Annotated in this window: 13 protein-coding genes and 2 pseudogenes; 7 read left to right on the forward strand and 8 right to left on the reverse strand. The window is 39.3% G+C overall.

Annotated features, from left to right (window positions below; genetic code table 11):
* The first annotated feature begins 5 nt into the window (after nucleotides 1-5).
* On the forward strand, nucleotides 6-356 hold the full coding sequence (locus tag HDEF_RS00630) for an HIT domain-containing protein (RefSeq protein ID WP_012737841.1): 351 nt from the start codon (nucleotides 6-8) through the stop codon (nucleotides 354-356).
* Nucleotides 357-364: 8 nt separating this feature from the next.
* Nucleotides 365-961, forward strand: coding sequence for a penicillin-binding protein activator LpoB (gene lpoB / locus HDEF_RS00635; RefSeq protein ID WP_012737842.1), 597 nt, complete (start codon nucleotides 365-367; stop codon nucleotides 959-961).
* Here the strand turns inward: lpoB and hrpA are convergent.
* From hrpA to HDEF_RS00655, 4 genes and pseudogenes are all read right to left on the reverse strand, one after another.
* Complete coding sequence (hrpA, locus tag HDEF_RS00640; RefSeq protein ID WP_012737843.1) at nucleotides 958-4,686, reverse strand: ATP-dependent RNA helicase HrpA; 3,729 nt, start codon at nucleotides 4,684-4,686, stop codon at nucleotides 958-960. The two genes, lpoB and hrpA, sit on opposite strands and share 4 nt — an antisense overlap.
* Nucleotides 4,683-5,168, reverse strand: a pseudogene (gene bcp / locus HDEF_RS00645) (thioredoxin-dependent thiol peroxidase). Before bcp ends, hrpA begins: the two are co-directional and overlap by 4 nt.
* A 48-nt stretch (nucleotides 5,169-5,216) precedes the next feature.
* Complete coding sequence (ribB, locus tag HDEF_RS00650; RefSeq protein ID WP_012737844.1) at nucleotides 5,217-5,873, reverse strand: 3,4-dihydroxy-2-butanone-4-phosphate synthase; 657 nt, start codon at nucleotides 5,871-5,873, stop codon at nucleotides 5,217-5,219.
* A 200-nt stretch (nucleotides 5,874-6,073) separates the two neighbouring features.
* The gene (locus HDEF_RS00655) at nucleotides 6,074-7,768 is read right to left on the reverse strand and encodes a hypothetical protein (protein ID WP_425475041.1); all 1,695 of its coding nucleotides are present in this window, start codon (nucleotides 7,766-7,768) and stop codon (nucleotides 6,074-6,076) included.
* 199 nt (nucleotides 7,769-7,967) lie between these two features.
* Here HDEF_RS00655 and carA point away from each other — a divergent pair, with 199 nt between their 5' ends.
* From carA to HDEF_RS00675, 5 genes and pseudogenes are all read left to right on the forward strand, one after another.
* Entirely contained in the window at nucleotides 7,968-9,128 is a 1,161-nt protein-coding gene (gene carA / locus HDEF_RS00660) for a glutamine-hydrolyzing carbamoyl-phosphate synthase small subunit (protein WP_171770460.1), read from the forward strand.
* Nucleotides 9,129-9,143: 15 nt separating this feature from the next.
* The gene (gene carB / locus HDEF_RS00665; RefSeq protein WP_012737847.1) at nucleotides 9,144-12,368 is read left to right on the forward strand and encodes a carbamoyl-phosphate synthase large subunit; all 3,225 of its coding nucleotides are present in this window, start codon (nucleotides 9,144-9,146) and stop codon (nucleotides 12,366-12,368) included.
* A gap of 288 nt (nucleotides 12,369-12,656) precedes the next feature.
* Nucleotides 12,657-12,861, forward strand: a pseudogene (locus HDEF_RS12885) (type II toxin-antitoxin system Phd/YefM family antitoxin).
* Nucleotides 12,858-13,112 (forward strand): Txe/YoeB family addiction module toxin, encoded by a 255-nt coding sequence (locus tag HDEF_RS00670; RefSeq protein WP_012737848.1) that lies wholly within the window; start codon nucleotides 12,858-12,860, stop codon nucleotides 13,110-13,112. Before HDEF_RS12885 ends, HDEF_RS00670 begins: the two are co-directional and overlap by 4 nt.
* A 268-nt stretch (nucleotides 13,113-13,380) precedes the next feature.
* On the forward strand, nucleotides 13,381-14,103 hold the full coding sequence (locus HDEF_RS00675; protein ID WP_044612218.1) for a hypothetical protein: 723 nt from the start codon (nucleotides 13,381-13,383) through the stop codon (nucleotides 14,101-14,103).
* A gap of 400 nt (nucleotides 14,104-14,503) precedes the next feature.
* Here HDEF_RS00675 and HDEF_RS00680 read toward each other — a convergent pair whose 3' ends face one another.
* From HDEF_RS00680 to HDEF_RS00695, 4 genes are all read right to left on the reverse strand, one after another.
* Complete coding sequence (locus tag HDEF_RS00680; RefSeq protein ID WP_012737851.1) at nucleotides 14,504-14,833, reverse strand: SUI1 family translation initiation factor; 330 nt, start codon at nucleotides 14,831-14,833, stop codon at nucleotides 14,504-14,506.
* 6 nt (nucleotides 14,834-14,839) lie between these two features.
* On the reverse strand, nucleotides 14,840-15,574 hold the full coding sequence (gene pyrF / locus HDEF_RS00685) for an orotidine-5'-phosphate decarboxylase (protein ID WP_012737852.1): 735 nt from the start codon (nucleotides 15,572-15,574) through the stop codon (nucleotides 14,840-14,842).
* A gap of 77 nt (nucleotides 15,575-15,651) precedes the next feature.
* Entirely contained in the window at nucleotides 15,652-16,830 is a 1,179-nt protein-coding gene (lapB, locus tag HDEF_RS00690) for a lipopolysaccharide assembly protein LapB (protein WP_012737853.1), read from the reverse strand.
* Nucleotides 16,831-17,148, reverse strand: coding sequence for a LapA family protein (locus tag HDEF_RS00695; protein WP_012737854.1), 318 nt, complete (start codon nucleotides 17,146-17,148; stop codon nucleotides 16,831-16,833).
* Nucleotides 17,149-17,155: the final 7 nt, after the last annotated feature.

The following is a 17,155-nucleotide window of genomic DNA, read 5'->3' on the forward strand; positions in this document are numbered from 1 at the left end:
ATTGGATGAGTAAAGAGACCATTTTTAGTCAAATTATCAGAAGAGAAATTCAGGCTCACATTCTCTATCAGGATGAACTGGTGACCGCTTTTAGTGATATATCTCCTCAAACACCGGTACATATTTTAATTGTTCCTAACGTTTTTATCCCAACCTTGAATGATGTGAAAAAGCAGCATGAGCCGGCTTTGGGTAGGATGATCACGGTTGCCGCTAAAATTGCACACGAAAAAGGGATTTCAGCAGATGGCTATCGGCTCGTTATGAATTGCAATGATCACGCGGGACAAGAAATTTATCATATTCATATGCATCTGTTGGGTGGCTGCCCATTAGGGCCGTTATTTAAAGGATAAAAATAGTCATGAAGAAATATCTTCTGAGTGCTTCCATCGTCTTTCTGTTGGCCAGTTGTGCTCAGCCGCCCGCAAAAATAGGGCGGCCATCGAAAAGCGAACCATCCACTGTTTCTACCGATTCACCTGAGGGTATCTCCTCCGAGTCAGCAGAAATAGGTATCGTGCCTTTGACCCCTAAGATTAAATCATTTGATTGGTCAGTTCCTATGAAGCCACTCGTTGAAAATATGAGTCAAACGAAGGATCTGCCTAATGGAAGCGTTTTATTGGTAGATACCGTCAAAAATAATACGAATGGGTTATTACAGATAGAAAAAGCCACTGAGAGCTTGCTACATATTTTATCCTCCAATAATACGTTTTTTTTAATTTCAGCCAATCAACTGGCGAAGGCCAAAACAGCACTCGGGATCTCAAAGCAAGATAACCTCAGCTCACGTAGTAAGGCGATTGCTTTGGGGCGATATCTGAAAGCGGAGTATGTGCTCTATACGGATGTCAGTGATGACATTCAATCTCCTGTGATCAATATGGAATTGATGCTAGTGAAAACGGGTGAAATTATTTGGGCGGATAAAACAGCAATGACGCTTGCACCTTAGCCTTGGCCTTGGCCGTTTATTTGTTTATTTATCGCATTTAATACGCGTTTTTCTGAAATAGGGTATGCAGTACCGAGTTGCTGTGCGAATAAGCTGACACGCAGCTCTTCCAGCATCCAATGTACTTCTTTTATCTCTTTTTCCTTTTCTCTCCATTCCGTCAATTGATTTTTCCATTTTATCCACAAATCGTTCAGTGCGTGTATTTTTGCCATATTCGATCGATCTGTTTGCAACTGAGAGGGTAATTTTTCCAACCGTCTTTCAATCGCTTTCAAATAACGCAAAATATCAGCCAAAGGCTTTAAGCTGTTATCACTAATAAAATAAGGACAAACCAACCCTTCTAATTGCTGTTTCATATCAGTAAAAGCGGGAACTTGTGCGAGATTACAACCCGCTTGTAATTTTTTGTGAATAGAAAAAGCCTTATCCAATATTTGTTGAACTTCTCTCGTTATTTTTTCTGAGACCTCATATACCTTGGGCCGTATCTTTTCTTTTAAAATCAAGAATTCAGATTGTGTCCACACAAGACCACCATATTCAGCCATCAGCTTGTCTACCGAGCAGGCGACACAATCTTCTAGCAATGCCGGTATATTTTCATACGGATTAAAATAAAGCCCTAATTTTGATTTATTAAACCATTTTTGACGTAAAGCCTGAGCAGGAGAAGCCATATTTAGCAAAAGCAGACGTCGGAGTCCCTTCCACATCATTATTTTTTGCTGCTGCTTTGTTTCAAATAAACGCAGTGCAACAGAATGGGTTTCATCCACCAACGCGGGATAATGTTTAATAGAATAATTTTCTTGAGTGCTTTCATAGTAAAGAGGCACGGTGCCAAAATTCCATTCTTTGAGATTCTGTTTTTCGAAAGTGCAGTTTTCTATCAAGGTACTGCGCGTTTTTTTAAACTGTCTTGTCAGTTCTTGCCGTAAAACTTCAAGATCTTTTCCTTCTTTTATCATTTGATTTTGATCATCCAAAATGCGAAAAGTGATTTTAAGATGCTCAGGCACTTGATGCCACTGCCAATCTTCTCTTGTTATTTTGACTCCGCTCATCTGCCATAATTTTTTCTCAATGGCACTTAAAAATGAACCTGATGAAGGCCGGATACTCTCTAAAATGGCCTGTGCATAATTGGGCACAGGAACAAAATGTCGTCTCAGTTTTTTAGGCAGGGATTTGAGCAAGGCTGTGATGAGTTCAAACCGCATGCCCGGCACTTGCCAATCAAAACCTTGAGACTGTATTTGATTCAACATCACGAGTGGAATATGAACGGTGACCCCATCGGTTTCGTTGCCCGGCTCGAATTGATAGGATAGGTCTAATTTAAATGCTTCCTGGCTCCAAAAATCAGGAAAATCTTCTTCAGTGATCTCCTGTGCGTTTTCTGTAATCAGCATTGATTTATCAAAATTCAGTAGATCAGGGTCAGTTTGAAACACTTTTTTCCACCAATGATTAAAATGGCGTGAAGAGACCACTTCCTGGCCAATCCGTTGATCATAAAATTCAAATAATGTGTGATCATCGACCACAATATCCCTGCGTCGGGATTTATTTTCTAACTCTTCGGCTTCTGACAACAGCTTTAAATTTTGGTGAAAAAAAGCATGAGTCGTTTCCCACTCCCCCTCAACCAGTGCTTGTCGAATAAATAAGGATCTGCATAATTTTGGATCAATCGCGCCATAATTGATTTTTCGATCATAAATAATCGGCAGTCCAAACAAGGTAACTTTTTCATGGGCAATCACTGCCCCTTTGTTTTTTTCCCAATGAGGTGCACTGTAATGACGTTTGAGCAAATGTCCTGCTAAGGGTTCTAGCCACTCAGGTTCAATACGTGCAGCGATATGCCCCCACAGTCGACGAGTTTCAAGTAATTCAGAGACCATAATCCACTTAGGTGGTTTTTTAAACAAACAAGAGTGCGGAAAAATCGCGAAGCGTATGTTACGAGGGCCTGTAAATTCATGGCTTTCCATGTCTTTTTGTCCAATATGAGATAACAAACCCGTTAAAAGAGCCGTATGAACATGAAAATAATGGGGCTCAGTGTGATTGATGGATAATGTCAATAGACCTAATTTTTGAGCACTTTTTTTGAGTTGAGAGTAAATATCCTGCCATTCGCGCACTCTCATATAATGCAGAAACTCTCGATGACATAATTGACGAAATTGATTGACAGATAAAGCGTTCTGCTGTTCTTCGATATAATTCCATAGATGAATAAAAGCGACAAAATCGGAGTCTTTATCCGAAAAACGATGATGTTTTTCATCGGCCGCCTGTTTTTTATCTTGAGGCCTTTCACGTGGATCCTGGATAGAAAGTGCCGCCGCAATAATCATCACTTCCTGAACGCAGGACCTAGATTGAGCCGCTAAAATCATTCGACCCAATCTCGGGTCAATGGTCAACCGTGACAATTGCCGGCCTATTTTTGTCAGATTGGGTTTTGGGGAATGCTCAATCGCCCCAAGTTCTGACAATAACGCGATGCCATCTTGAATCCGGCGTTTATCAGGAAGATCAATAAAAGGAAAAGAAGTGATATCCCCTAAATTAAAAGCCATCATTTGTAATATCACGGCTGAAAGATTCGTTCTTGAAATTTCTGGATCGGTAAAAACAGGGCGTGATAAAAAATCCTGTTCTTCATAGAGTCGAATGCAAATTCCGCTGGAAATTCGTCCACAACGCCCTTTGCGTTGATTGGCAGCAGCCTGGGATATCGGCTCCAAGGATAATTTCTGAATTTTAGTACGAAAACTATAACGGCTGATTCGAGCGGTTCCCGTATCTATCACATATTTAATACCAGGCACCGTGAGAGAGGTCTCCGCGACATTCGTCGCCAAAACAATACGTCGCCCCACATGTGATTGAAAAATTTTTTTTTGCTCAGCATAAGATAAACGTGAATACAAAGGTAATATCTCAGTGTGAGATATATTTTCTTGGCGCAGCACCTCTGTTGCATCACGGATTTCTCGTTCTCCACTCATAAAAATTAAAATATCGCCCTGAGTGGATTCTCGATATAGCTCATTCACAGCATCTATCATTGCTTGAAGCCCTTCTCCTTCGCTTTCATTTGTTTTTTGGGGGGGGCGATAACGCACTTCAACGGGATAACTCCGGCCTGACACTTCAATCATCGGTGCTTGATTAAAATGATCAGAAAATCGCTGTGAGTCTAGAGTGGCCGAGGTAATGATGATTTTTAAATCTGGCCTTTTAGGAAGGAGTTGCCGTAGATATCCCAAAATAAAATCAATATTCAGGCTGCGTTCGTGGGCTTCATCAATAATAATGGTGTCATATCGCATCAAAAGACGATCATGTTGAATCTCAGCCAGTAAAATGCCGTCGGTCATCAATTTTATTGCGGTGTTTTCATTGATTTTTTGATGAAAACGCATTTGATAACCCACACGTTCACCAAGAGGCGTTTTGAGTTCATCGGCAATCCGCTGAGCAACGCGATAAGCGGCCAAACGGCGTGGTTGCGTATGACCTATCATCCCTGTAACACCGCCACGCCCTAATTCCAAACATATCTTAGGCAGCTGGGTTGTTTTTCCAGAGCCTGTTTCACCCGAGATAATCACGACCTGATGACGCTCGATAGTTTCGCAGATTCTTTGTTTTTGTTGTGTAATCGGTAAATTTTGTGGGTATTCAAAGATAGGATGGTTCATTTAGCAATGGATCGATCAGATTCTTTCAGATAATCAATGACGGCTGTATGGTGGTCGCTGGTTTTAAAATCATCAAATACTTTTTCTATTTTACCTGTGGGATCAATGAGAAAACTGATGCGATGGATCCCATCATATTTTTTACCCATAAAATTTTTTTCACCCCAAACCCCAAATTGCTCTGAAACCTGATGATTGGCATCAGAAAGCAAAGTAAAATTTAACAATTCTTTTTCATGAAATTGAAATAATTTTTGTGGAGGATCGGTGCTGATGCCTAATATTTCAACACCGAGTGCTTTTAATTTATCCATATTGTCTCGTAGTGCACAAGCTTAAACGGTACAGCCTGGCGTCATCGCTTTGGGATAAAAATAAATCAACACTCTTTTTGAAGAAAAATCATTTAAATGAATGATTCCACCGTCTTGATCTAATAAAGCAAATGTTGGCGCCATATCGCCTGCTTTTAAAGGGGACATAGATTCACTCTCCAAATATGGTTTTTGAATAAATTTTTTTAAAGTAGTCTATGAAAAATTTGTTTCCATATGAGTTTGACGATATTCAATCAGATCCTCAATACTTAAAACCGTCATTTTATGTTTTTTTGCAAACGCAATCACTTCAGGGGCACGCGCCATGGTGCCATTGTCATTAGTGAGTTCACATAACACCCCCGCAGGTTTTAAACCCGCCAACCTTGCCAGATCAATCGCCGCTTCTGTATGCCCAGAACGACCCAGAACGCCTTTGGGATGCCCTTTTAAAGGGAAAACATGGCCTGGACGATGAAGATCAGCAGGCTTTGCTGTCTGTGATATCGCCGCTTTAATGGTGGTGATCCGATCTGAGGCTGAAACCCCTGTGGTAACCCCTTTTGCTGCTTCAATACTGACTGTAAAAGGGGTTTGAAAAGTACTGGAATTTTTTTCAACCATCATCGGTAGTTCAAGCTGTTGGCAACGTTCTTCAGTTAAACAAAGACAAACAATACCACTGCCATGACGAATCGTCAGGGCCATTTGTTCGACCGTCATGGTTTCTGCCGCAAACACAAAATCGCCTTCATTTTCGCGATTTTCATCATCCAGCACCATAACACCATGACCGTTTTTTAAATTCTCCAGTGCCTTTTTGACGCGGGCCACAGAATTTCCGAAATATTCAAGACAGATCTGATTCATGAAAAATCCTTCTGTGAAAGACGAACAAACCATCATTAGGAGAATCTTTAGCTAAATACCTAAAAATGATGACAATCAATAATATTAAATTATTGATATGATTTAAATATGATCAAATCTATTTGTCATTAGAATAAAATTGTTTAGCCATAGAGTGGTTTTTGTTTGTTTTAATTCTGATAAGCGTATTAAAAATATTTTCAGGAAGCGTTACTGATCACAGTTGGAATGACGTCAGAGTGTAAAACAGGATTTTCCGGAACATGCGGTGCATCATGCGATGAAAATTGACTCATCCCCTGTTTTAACAATCCAGCCTCATTTTGATGCGAGTCACCCTGTTGAAACGATGAATCAACTTCAGGCTTTAAAGCATCTTTAGACAGTGAAGTCACTTCAGCAGATGAGCCGTCACCATCCTGATTTTTTGTTGGTGCCGGTTCTAACCAAGCGTGAAATCCTTCATTTGAATGTGTTTCAACCCAATTTTTAAAAGGGGTCGAATATGCTTCATCATAAAGTTTTTGTATTTTTTTAAAAAATTCTTCCTTATTTTCTTCAACCATATCTTTTGTATCATACAATAATTCATCTATAACATTCGGAAACATATCCTCAAAATAAGCAATAACAACAGGCCCTGCAATATAATGGCTTAGGTTATTGTCCTTCAAAAACTGATCGCTTAAAAGGTTTTTTAATGTCAAACTTCTATTAAAGTTTTTTTCATCAAGATGGTTTTTTAAATCACTGAGAAAATGAATCGCGTTTTCACCTTTTGATAATCCAGCAACATACGTAGGTATGCCTTCCCTCAAAATAGAAAAAGAATTAATGACTTCTCCTACGCCACTGTAATTCATGAAAACGTGAACAAATTCGTGTCTTATAGTCCTATTGAGTCGCTCCTGAAAGCGACCACCAAGATAGACATATATATTATTATTGGGCGCATACCCTACCAAGTTAATTTCCTTAGACTTGGTATAATCATAAAAACTTTTTTCATTTTTAAAAAAATGCAATGTAAAATGCGTTTTATTTTCATGTCTTCCAAAAGACGACCTATTATTTTTTATAAAACCAAATGCTTCATTAAAGGTAGTTAAAGTATTTGTTAATGCTTCTTCAATCTCATTTTGAGCCAGACCAGACATCTTTTCTTCGTCTGAAAAAACTTTAATACTGAACATGAGCTCATCATTAACATTAATCTTAATTGTTTTTTGAAGATATGATTTTCTAGATCTAAAAAAGTCAGAATTTGCTAAAATCTGAAATTCTTCCTCTGTTGGCGGAGTCATATTTTCCTCTTTATATTTTTTGTTAATTGTTTTAACGCTTATCGCTTTAACATTTTTAGCATCGAAATTTTCAGTAAATTTTTTTAAATTTTTATATTGTTCTGGATTAATTGTTTTTAGTTTAGAAAGCGTTGAGTCAATTTCTTTTAAATCAACATCCGTGGGGGGGGCTAATTCAGTTGGTTTTGAACCAGATTTTGAATCTGCCAGTGTATTTTTCTCGTCATTTAATTGATTTTTCATTCCTTCAAAAATTTTTTCTAGTTTTCCTAAACTCTCTTCTTCTGGATAAATATTTTTAATAATTTGAACATATGTAATAAAAGCATCAAGAAACTCCTTATTAATATCAATAGTTTGTTCAACATTAATGTCATTTTCTTCAGGATTTATCATGTTTTTCAAAAAATTTTTGAATTCCACAATAATAGCTTGATAAAAAATGAATTCTTTTAAAGCACTAATTAATACAAGGCTGTTTTCATTGATGACATTTTTTTTTGTTAAATCCGTATTTGCCTCTATGATTTTAAAAAATTCTATATATTCTGAATTTGGGTCTACACTATTTTTATCTTTTTTAGCCTGCACTTGCTTGCGAATGAACTTGGCAAAAACAGATCGCATCTCGACGAGATTCATCGTTAAAAAGATATCATCTATGCTAGACATAGATACGACACATCATTAGAATTTCCGGCAATTTGTCTGAAAATAGGCGTTTTAGAGATGACTGACTTTGACCTCAATAATCTGCATATCAGCAATTTTGATTTTCCTGGAGGATATTTTGATGACGTCAGCACTATTGGTTCTTGAAGATGGAACCGAATTTTACGGTCGATCGGTTGGATCGATAGGGTTGGTCGTCGGAGAAGTGGTTTTCAATACTGCAATGACAGGTTATCAGGAAATTTTGACTGATCCTTCTTATTTAAGACAAATCGTGACTCTGACCTGCCCTCATATCGGGAATGTGGGCACCAATCTTTCTGACGCAGAATCCGATAAAGTCTATGTACAGGGCCTGGTCATCCGGGATTTATCCCTGGTGGCCAGTAATTATCGTAGTGAAGAAACCCTGTCGGATTATCTCAAACGCCATCATATCGTGGCCATTGCCGATATTGATACTCGAAAGCTGACACGTCTTTTGTCTGAAAAAGGCGCTCAAAAAGGCTGCATTATCGCGTCAAAAACTTTAGATCCGGTGCTGGCTTTAGAAGAAATTCATGATTTTCCGGGTTTAAAAGGCGTAGATTTGGTCAAAACAGTCTCTGTCAAAACTCCCTATGATTGGGTCGAAGGGACAGGAGGATGGCTCAGTGATGGTATGCCAAATACCAAAAAACGAGACGCATCTCCTTTTCATGTGGTCGTGTACGATTATGGCATTAAGCGCAATATGCTTCGTATGCTGGTGGATCGAAGCTGTCGCGTGACGGTCGTTCCCGCACACACTTCAGCCCAGGCGGTTATCTCATTAAAACCCGATGGTGTGCTTTTATCGAATGGTCCAGGAGATCCCGCACCCTGTGAATATGCAATCGCTGCTATTCAAGATTTACTGGAAGCGGATATTCCCCTTTTTGGCATTTGCCTCGGCCATCAACTGCTGGCTCTGGCGAGCGGCGCAAAAACGATCAAAATGAAATTTGGCCACCATGGTGCAAATCATCCTGTGAAAGAGTTAGAGAGCGGTCTTGTGATGATCAGCACACAAAATCATAGCTTTTCTGTTGATGAATCGACCTTGCCTCCTTGCTTACGTGCAACTCATCGCTCCTTGTTTGACGGCTCATTACAAGGCATACATCACACCGATAAAGCGGCCTTTGGTTTTCAGGGCCACCCTGAAGCCAGCCCTGGCCCCCATGATATGGCGCCGCTTTTTGATCACTTTATCGATTTGATGCAAATGTATCATGAAAAATCTCTTCATCATCTGTAATCAGGAATTCACATCATGCCAAAGCGTACAGATATCAACAGCATTCTGATTTTGGGTGCCGGCCCTATTGTCATTGGTCAAGCCTGTGAATTTGATTACTCTGGCGTTCAGGCTTGTAAAGCCTTGAGAGAAGAAGGGTATCGGGTGATTTTGGTCAATTCTAACCCCGCGACCATTATGACAGATCCTGACATAGCAGATGCCACCTATATTGAGCCAATTCATTGGGAATTGGTTCGCAAGATCATCGCCAAAGAACATCCTGATGCTTTATTGCCGACCATGGGTGGACAAACGGCACTCAATTGCGCACTCGAGTTAGAGAAAAAAGGGGTTTTATCAGATTATGGCGTGACCATGATAGGTGCTACAGGAGAAGCGATTGATAAGGCTGAAGACCGAAGGCTTTTTGATAAAGCGATGAAAAAAATAGGCCTGAATACCCCGCGTTCTGGCATTGTCCATAGCATGGAAGAGGCTTTTTCCGTTGTTTCTGAGATAGGTTTCCCTTGCATTATCCGCCCCTCCTTTACTATGGGCGGCAGCGGCGGGGGGATTGCCTATAATCGCGAAGAATTTGAAGAAATTTGCGAACGAGGGTTTGATTTATCACCCACGCATGAATTGTTGATCGATGAATCCCTGATCGGGTGGAAAGAATATGAAATGGAAGTCATCCGTGACAAAAATGACAATTGCATTATTGTGTGCTCGATAGAAAATATGGATGCCATGGGCATTCACACTGGGGATTCTATCACCGTCGCACCTGCTCAAACTTTGACGGATAAAGAGTATCAAAGAATGCGACATGCTTCGATGTCAGTATTACGTGAAATCGGTGTCGAAACAGGTGGCTCGAACGTTCAATTTGCCGTCGACCCAAAAAGTGGACGGCTGGTTGTCATTGAAATGAACCCCCGCGTTTCTCGTTCTTCAGCACTGGCATCAAAGGCCACCGGGTTTCCTATCGCAAAAATTGCGGCAAAGCTGGCTGTTGGTTACACCTTGGATGAATTAAAAAACGACATTACAGGTGGCCGAACGCCGGCGTCTTTCCAGCCTTCTTTAGATTATGTGGTCACCAAAATGCCCCGCTTTAACTTTGAGAAGTTTGCAGGAGCAAACGATCGCTTGACGACTCAGATGAAATCTGTCGGAGAAGTGATGGCCATAGGGCGAACTTTTCAAGAATCGCTGCAAAAAGCGCTCAGAGGGCTAGAAGTTGGGGCCACGGGGCTCGATCCCAAAGTGTCTTTGAATGATCCGGAGGCCATTACCTCTATTCGTCGTGAGCTCAAAGATGCCGGAGGGGAACGCATCTGGTATATCGCAGATGCCTTTCGTGCGGGGCTCTCATTAGACGCAGTCTTTGATCTCACCGAAATTGATTCCTGGTTTTTGATGCAGATTCAGGAACTCGTCCAGCTCGAAGAACAGCTGACTCAAACCGGCATTCAATCCTTAGACGCGTTTTTTTTAAGGCATCTTAAACGAAAAGGATTTTCGGATGCACGTTTGGCCAAATTACTGGCCGTACCCGAAAAAGAAATACGAGACCGACGCCACCAATCGAATTTGCATCCTGTTTATAAAAGAGTGGATACCTGTGCTGCGGAATTTAGGACAGATACGGCCTATTTATACTCTACCTATGAAGAAGAATGTGAAGCCAGACCCAATCACGAACAGAAAAAAATCATGATATTAGGAGGAGGACCTAATCGGATTGGCCAGGGAATCGAATTTGATTATTGCTGTGTGCACGCATCTTTAGCTCTTCATGAGGCGGGATATCAGACCATTATGGTCAATTGCAATCCAGAAACCGTTTCGACGGATTATGACATTTCTGATCGCCTGTATTTTGAATCCGTCACGCTGGAGGATGTCCTTGAAATAGTGCGGATTGAACAACCACAAGGGGTTATTGTTCAATATGGTGGGCAAACGCCTCTGCGCTTGGCTCGAGAGCTTGAAGCGGCAGGCGTCATTATTTTGGGAACGAGCCCTGATGCGATTGATAGGGTAGAAGATCGTGAACGTTTTCAGCAAGCCGTTCATCGCTTAGGCTTGAAACAGCCTGAGAATGCGACGGCCCAAACACTTGAAGACGCTTTTTTAAAAGCTGACCTTTTAGGTTATCCGCTGGTGGTTCGCCCCTCTTATGTCCTCGGGGGGCGCGCGATGGAAATCATTTACAACAGGGTTGACTTGCAGCGTTATTTTCAAAATGCGGTTCAGGTTTCTAATGATTCGCCTGTATTACTGGATCGTTTTTTAGATGATGCAGTTGAAGTCGATGTTGATGCCATCTGCGATGGTGAGCACGTTTTCATCGGTGGTATTATGGAACACATAGAAGAAGCAGGGGTACATTCTGGCGACTCGGCCTGCTCACTGCCGGCTTATACCTTAAACGAGCCTATTCAAAAATGTATGCGGGATCAGGTGACAAAACTAGCGTTTGAACTCGGTGTTAAAGGGTTAATGAATGTCCAGTTTGCTGTCAAAAAAGAACAGCTGTATCTGATTGAAGTCAATCCGCGTGCTGCCCGCACGGTGCCTTTTGTCTCCAAGGCGACGGGCATCCCCTTAGCAAAAATAGCGGCGAAAGTCATGGCAGGGCAGTCATTAGTTCAGCAAAATATGTTAAATGAAATCATTCCTCCTTATTATTCTGTTAAAAAAGTGGTCCTGCCCTTTGATAAATTTCCTGGCGTGGATCCCATCTTGGGGCCAGAAATGCATTCCACAGGTGAAGTGATGGGGGTTGGACATACTTTCGCAGAAGCATTCGCAAAAGCAATGTTGGGGAGTCATTCATCAATGAAAAAAACAGGGCGAGTCTTGCTTTCTGTTCGAGATGGCGACAAAACACGAGTGGTTGATTTGGCAAAACAATTTTTACAACAAGGTTTTGAGTTAGATGCGACTCAAGGGACCGCGGATGTTTTAGAAAAAGCGGGGTTGCCTGCTCGACGGGTCCATAAAGTGCATGAAGGTCGCCCTCATATTCAAGACCGCATTAAAAATGGAGAGTACATTTATATCGTCAACACTACCTCAGGGCGCCAAGCGATTGAGGATTCTAAATTAATTCGCAGAGCCGCATTACAATACAAAGTGCATTATGATACGACTCTCAATGGTGGGCTAGCGACTGTGATGTCTCTTATGGAAAATCCGATTGAAAAGGTGATCTCCCTTCAGGAATTGCATGCCAGTTTTATAAGGTGATATGCCTAAACGATTTAAATTTAGTTAAGATATAAAATAAAAGCAGAGAACTTCACTGTGACATCGAGTCTTTGTTTGCAAAATATATCCATGAATCAAAATTAAATCGCTTAGCCATGGCAAGTAATAAAATAGACCATTTTTAGGCCATATGCTCCTTATTAATAATAAAAGTACAAATAATTGTACTTTTATCTTTTATCTTATAAAAAAATGAGCAATTTAAAAGGGAATAACCGAATGCAAACCGTCAATTATAGCGAAGACAGGTAAAATTTTGCCTCACTGATGAAATAAAACCATTGAAGATAGAACTCCCATATTAATCACCAGACAGAAAGGGATACCGTGCGTTTTAATGTCCTTTGATGAATATCAATCACTGTAAGAAACGGCGTATTTACTCCGTTCGCCCAAAAATGCCCGAAAACTGATAGAGTCCATCGAAGAGATCAATCATGAAAAAGGTCAAGAAAGAGAATTGATAGAGTGAAAATCGTCTTTTCTAGCCAATCGTGGGAGGATTATCTTTATTGGCAACAGGTCGACAAAAAGACGTTAAAACGTATTAATGAATTGCTACGCGATATTCAATGTACCCCTTTCTCTGGAAAGGGAAAGCCAGAACCTCTGAAGCATGATTTATCGGGTTTTTGGTCTAGACGAATCACCGATGAGCACAGGCTGATACACGGAATAAATAACACGACTCTCAAAATAGTCTCATGCCTTTATCATTATTAAAATGTCATTAATGATTGTATGTTCGAGATTTCATCGTTGAGAGTGCTTTTGTTAAAAAGGCTCGAAATTTATCTTGATAACCAGGGCCGACCATTTTTTTGAGTTGGTAAAAAGCAATCACTTTTTTCAATGCCGATTCAATATCAGATTTATGAATACAAAAGCTAGCTTTACCTTTTTGGCAAAATTTAGCTAATTAAGTATTTTTTGAGAGCATGAGCTCAAAAAATTTGTCATTATAAATTCTAACTTTGATTGGTGAAAAATGATGAGTATAAAAAAAGCGTGCAAAAATTTTGTTTCAAATTTGAATCTATTTGTTTGCAAAAAAATCAGAGTAAATAAAAATAAATTTGTTAATCTTATTAAAATTAAAAATTCAAATTGTAGTTTGAAGACTAAAGATGTGAAGAATGAAAATAAAACAAACGAAACTGTAGAAAAATATGCTGGCATGAGTACCAAAAAATATGAAGAAAACAATTGTACTTTAACTCATGATAATTTATCAGAACAAACCTTCGACTTCTTCCAATCATTACCTGTATTACCGCACAGAATCATAATTGATAAGCTTAATATGAACCAGATTTATAATTGCGTGAAAGCTGGAATTAATTTAGATGAAAATGAATATCCAAATACAACACGTTTGGTTGAATGGATTAATAACGCGCCTAATAATGATGAAAAGAAGAACCGTTTATTAGTTTCAGAAAAAATTTTACATGCTATCAGAACGAAAGCGAGTTATTTGAAATTAGAAGATGCACCAATAACTAGCCTACCAGACCTTAGTAAACTTGATTTTGTAAAATCGATATCTGTATATGATCCAGGGCATAAAGCATTTTCTGATCTCCTTTCAAGAGAAGTGACTGCTTTCCCAACTTCATTAACCCGCATTTTGTGTCATAGTGTTAAAAAAGAATTCACTAAAGATACACCGCCTGTATTAATGGACATGAAAAAGTGGACTAAAATCGTTTAGGGTGAGGTCGAAAAATAGCACAGTGATCAAATACGAAAGTCTAAAAAATAAACTGTGTCAATAGCCATTCTAATTAAGAATTTGATTATTGAGGATAAAAAAATGCCTATAATCGATGAACTGATACATTAACCAGGTGTTTTCGAATCAACGGAACACTAAACGCCTTTAATCTGTCATTTTAAATAGCCATTTAACTATTAATTAATTATTAATTTTCATTAAACGCCCTCAGTTCACCTCTGCTGACAGACTTCGGCACAATAAAGGAATAACGTCCATTCAGAGGTCCGTTGGAAAACGGGCAGTAAGGAACATCCAAATAAAATAAATTCACTTAATTCGTGATCTTTTTCAAGCGAAACTCAATCCCGTTTTTTCATAAAATTTCGAACCTGTTTTACCCTCTAACCAGTCTCATTTTAAAACCTTCCGCTTCAAGTCGTTTTTTTAAAAAAGCGATTTTATCTCCTTGAATTTCAATGATTCCTTGTTTCACCGTGCCCCCGCAACCACATTGCTTTTTTAACTCTGCCGCCAATGAAGCAATCGCTTCATCCCCTCCTTTTAAACCGATCACAAGGCTTACCCCTTTACCTTTTCGTCCATGTGTTTGGTACTCTAATCGTATCAGAGCATCTTTTTGAATAGGTAAAGGTTCCCGCTTTTCTAATTTAGGAAAAGCATTCTTATCTGTCGAATAAATTAAATGACTGTTGGGATCGTTCATCATATTTTATGAGTTCATCAATAAAGTATATAAATTTTTTAAACTTTGAACTGGATGTTCAGATCCTGTTATGGGACGACCTATGACCAAATAATTCGCCCCCGCTTTTAAGGCTTCTTTTGGATCCATGGTGCGTGATTGATCAAAATTAACACTGTTTAATGGGCGAATACCCGGTGTCACTAGCTGAAAACTTGATCCACAGTGCTGTCTTAAGATTTGAGCTTCTTGAGCGGAACAAACGACACCGTCCATTCCAGAATCTTGACTTAATTTTGCTAAACGTGTCACTTGTTCTTGCTGTTCACCATAAATACCTATGGGCTGTAAATCTTGAGTTGTCATGCTCGTGAGCAGGGTCACCGCAATCAATAGAGGAGCTTCTTTACCGTAAGGCAAAAGTGTTTTTTTGGCCGCTTCCATCATATGGCCGCCTCCGCTTGCATGCACATTGACCATCCAGACGCCTAACTCAGCAGCGGAAGCCACTGATCGAGCCGTTGTATTCGGAATGTCATGAAACTTAAGATCAAGAAAAACCTGGAATCCCCGTTTTTGCAACTCTTTAATCCATTCAGGCCCATAGAGCGTGAACATTTCATTCCCCACTTTTAATTGACAATACTGAGGGTTAATTTTGTCAACAAAAGCCAACGCTTTATTTTTATCCCTGTAATCGAGTGCAACAATAATGGGTGAAAGAAAGTGAGATGAATTTTTTTTAGGCTTGTAAAATATCATTTTTTGTCATTTTCCATTTTATATCAAAGGGCGGTTCTTTATAAAAGATGCATCTCTTCAATTAGCTCGATGAGCATTTACTGACCATCAAAGCCCTTAATAGATTTGACTGAATCCCAAGAGCGACAAGATGGGCAACGCCAGTAGAAAGAATGTGATGTAAAACCACATTGACGACAATGATAAGAAGGTTTTGTGCGAATCTGTTCGGCAACAATGTTCATTAATAACAATAAACTTTCTTTTGCTCGACCTTCCTCTGCATCCAATAAATGATAATGCATTAATCGATGAAAAAGATGGATATTGGGATGACGTTGTAATTGCCGGTTAACATAAATTTGCGCGGCTTCTAATCCCTCTTTCTGTTCAATTAAATCTGACATCATCAGCTCAGCGACTACCCCTGCCCCCTCATTTACGCAACGGTTTAAAAAAATCATCCAATCCGATGTGGATTTCGGTAAATTTTTGTAGCATTTATCAAGCATGAGTAATGCTTCACTAATGACTTCTTTATCCTGATCCAATACTTTTTGAAGCACTGCCACTGTTTTAGAAAAATCATTAGAATCAATATAAAGTCTTCCAAGCATAATGGATGCTCTCGCACAATGCTTATTTACCGAAATGGCGTTTTTTAGCAAACTAATGGCATTAGAAATATCATCGATAGCAATCGCCTTTAAAGCCAACTCACAATAAAAATGTGCCACCTTTTTTTGTAAATGTTGATGTTCTTTGCCTGATTTGATTAATTTTTGGGCGACTTTAATGGCATTAACCCATTCGCTCATGGCCTGATAAATCGCCAAAAGCTGTTGTAATGAACTCACTCGAAAATTTTTTTCTTCAATAAGTTCATTAAACATTCTTTCCGCACGATCATACAATCCCGCGGCCATATAATCTCGCCCCAATTGTTGAATAGCTAATAAACGTTGATCAAAGGTCAGAGAAGCACTTTCCATCAAAGATTGATGGATCCTGATGGCACGATCCGTTTCGCCTCGAGAGCGAAATAAATTTCCTAACGTTAAATGCGCTTCAAAAGCAGAACCCTCTTTTTTAAGCATCTCGAGGAAAAGATCAAAAGCTTTGTCTTTTTGATTTGAAAGTAAAAAATCAAGACCATTGACATAATTACGTGATAATCGATTCTCATTTTGTTGTTGATTGTTTTTAAAACCTCTCGATCCCATATACCACCCGTAGCCTGCTGCTACAGGTAACAATAAAAATAGAAGCTCAAGCATTTAAAAAAATCTCTTTTTATCGTCAATGATCTTTAAATTGGCGTCATTTTTGACCCGTTGATCTTTATTTAATGTTAATTTTTTTATTTTTCGTTTTGCTTTCATCAGCGCTATTCGTGCTTTTAAATAAAATATACCCGTGATGATCCACCCCAAAAATAACCCAGTTAAAAAAATATTGACTAACAAGGTTGATAAACGATATGAGTTTTGAGCCAGTAAATAATTAAAAACAACCTCTTCCTTATTATTCGCACCAAATATGATTAAAATCACGGACAGTATGCAGACTAATAAAAAAATGAGAACAAATTTCACAGATATT

It is taken from the genome of Candidatus Hamiltonella defensa 5AT (Acyrthosiphon pisum), from assembly GCF_000021705.1.
GTDB classification, from domain to species: Bacteria; Pseudomonadota; Gammaproteobacteria; order Enterobacterales; family Enterobacteriaceae; genus Hamiltonella; species Hamiltonella defendens.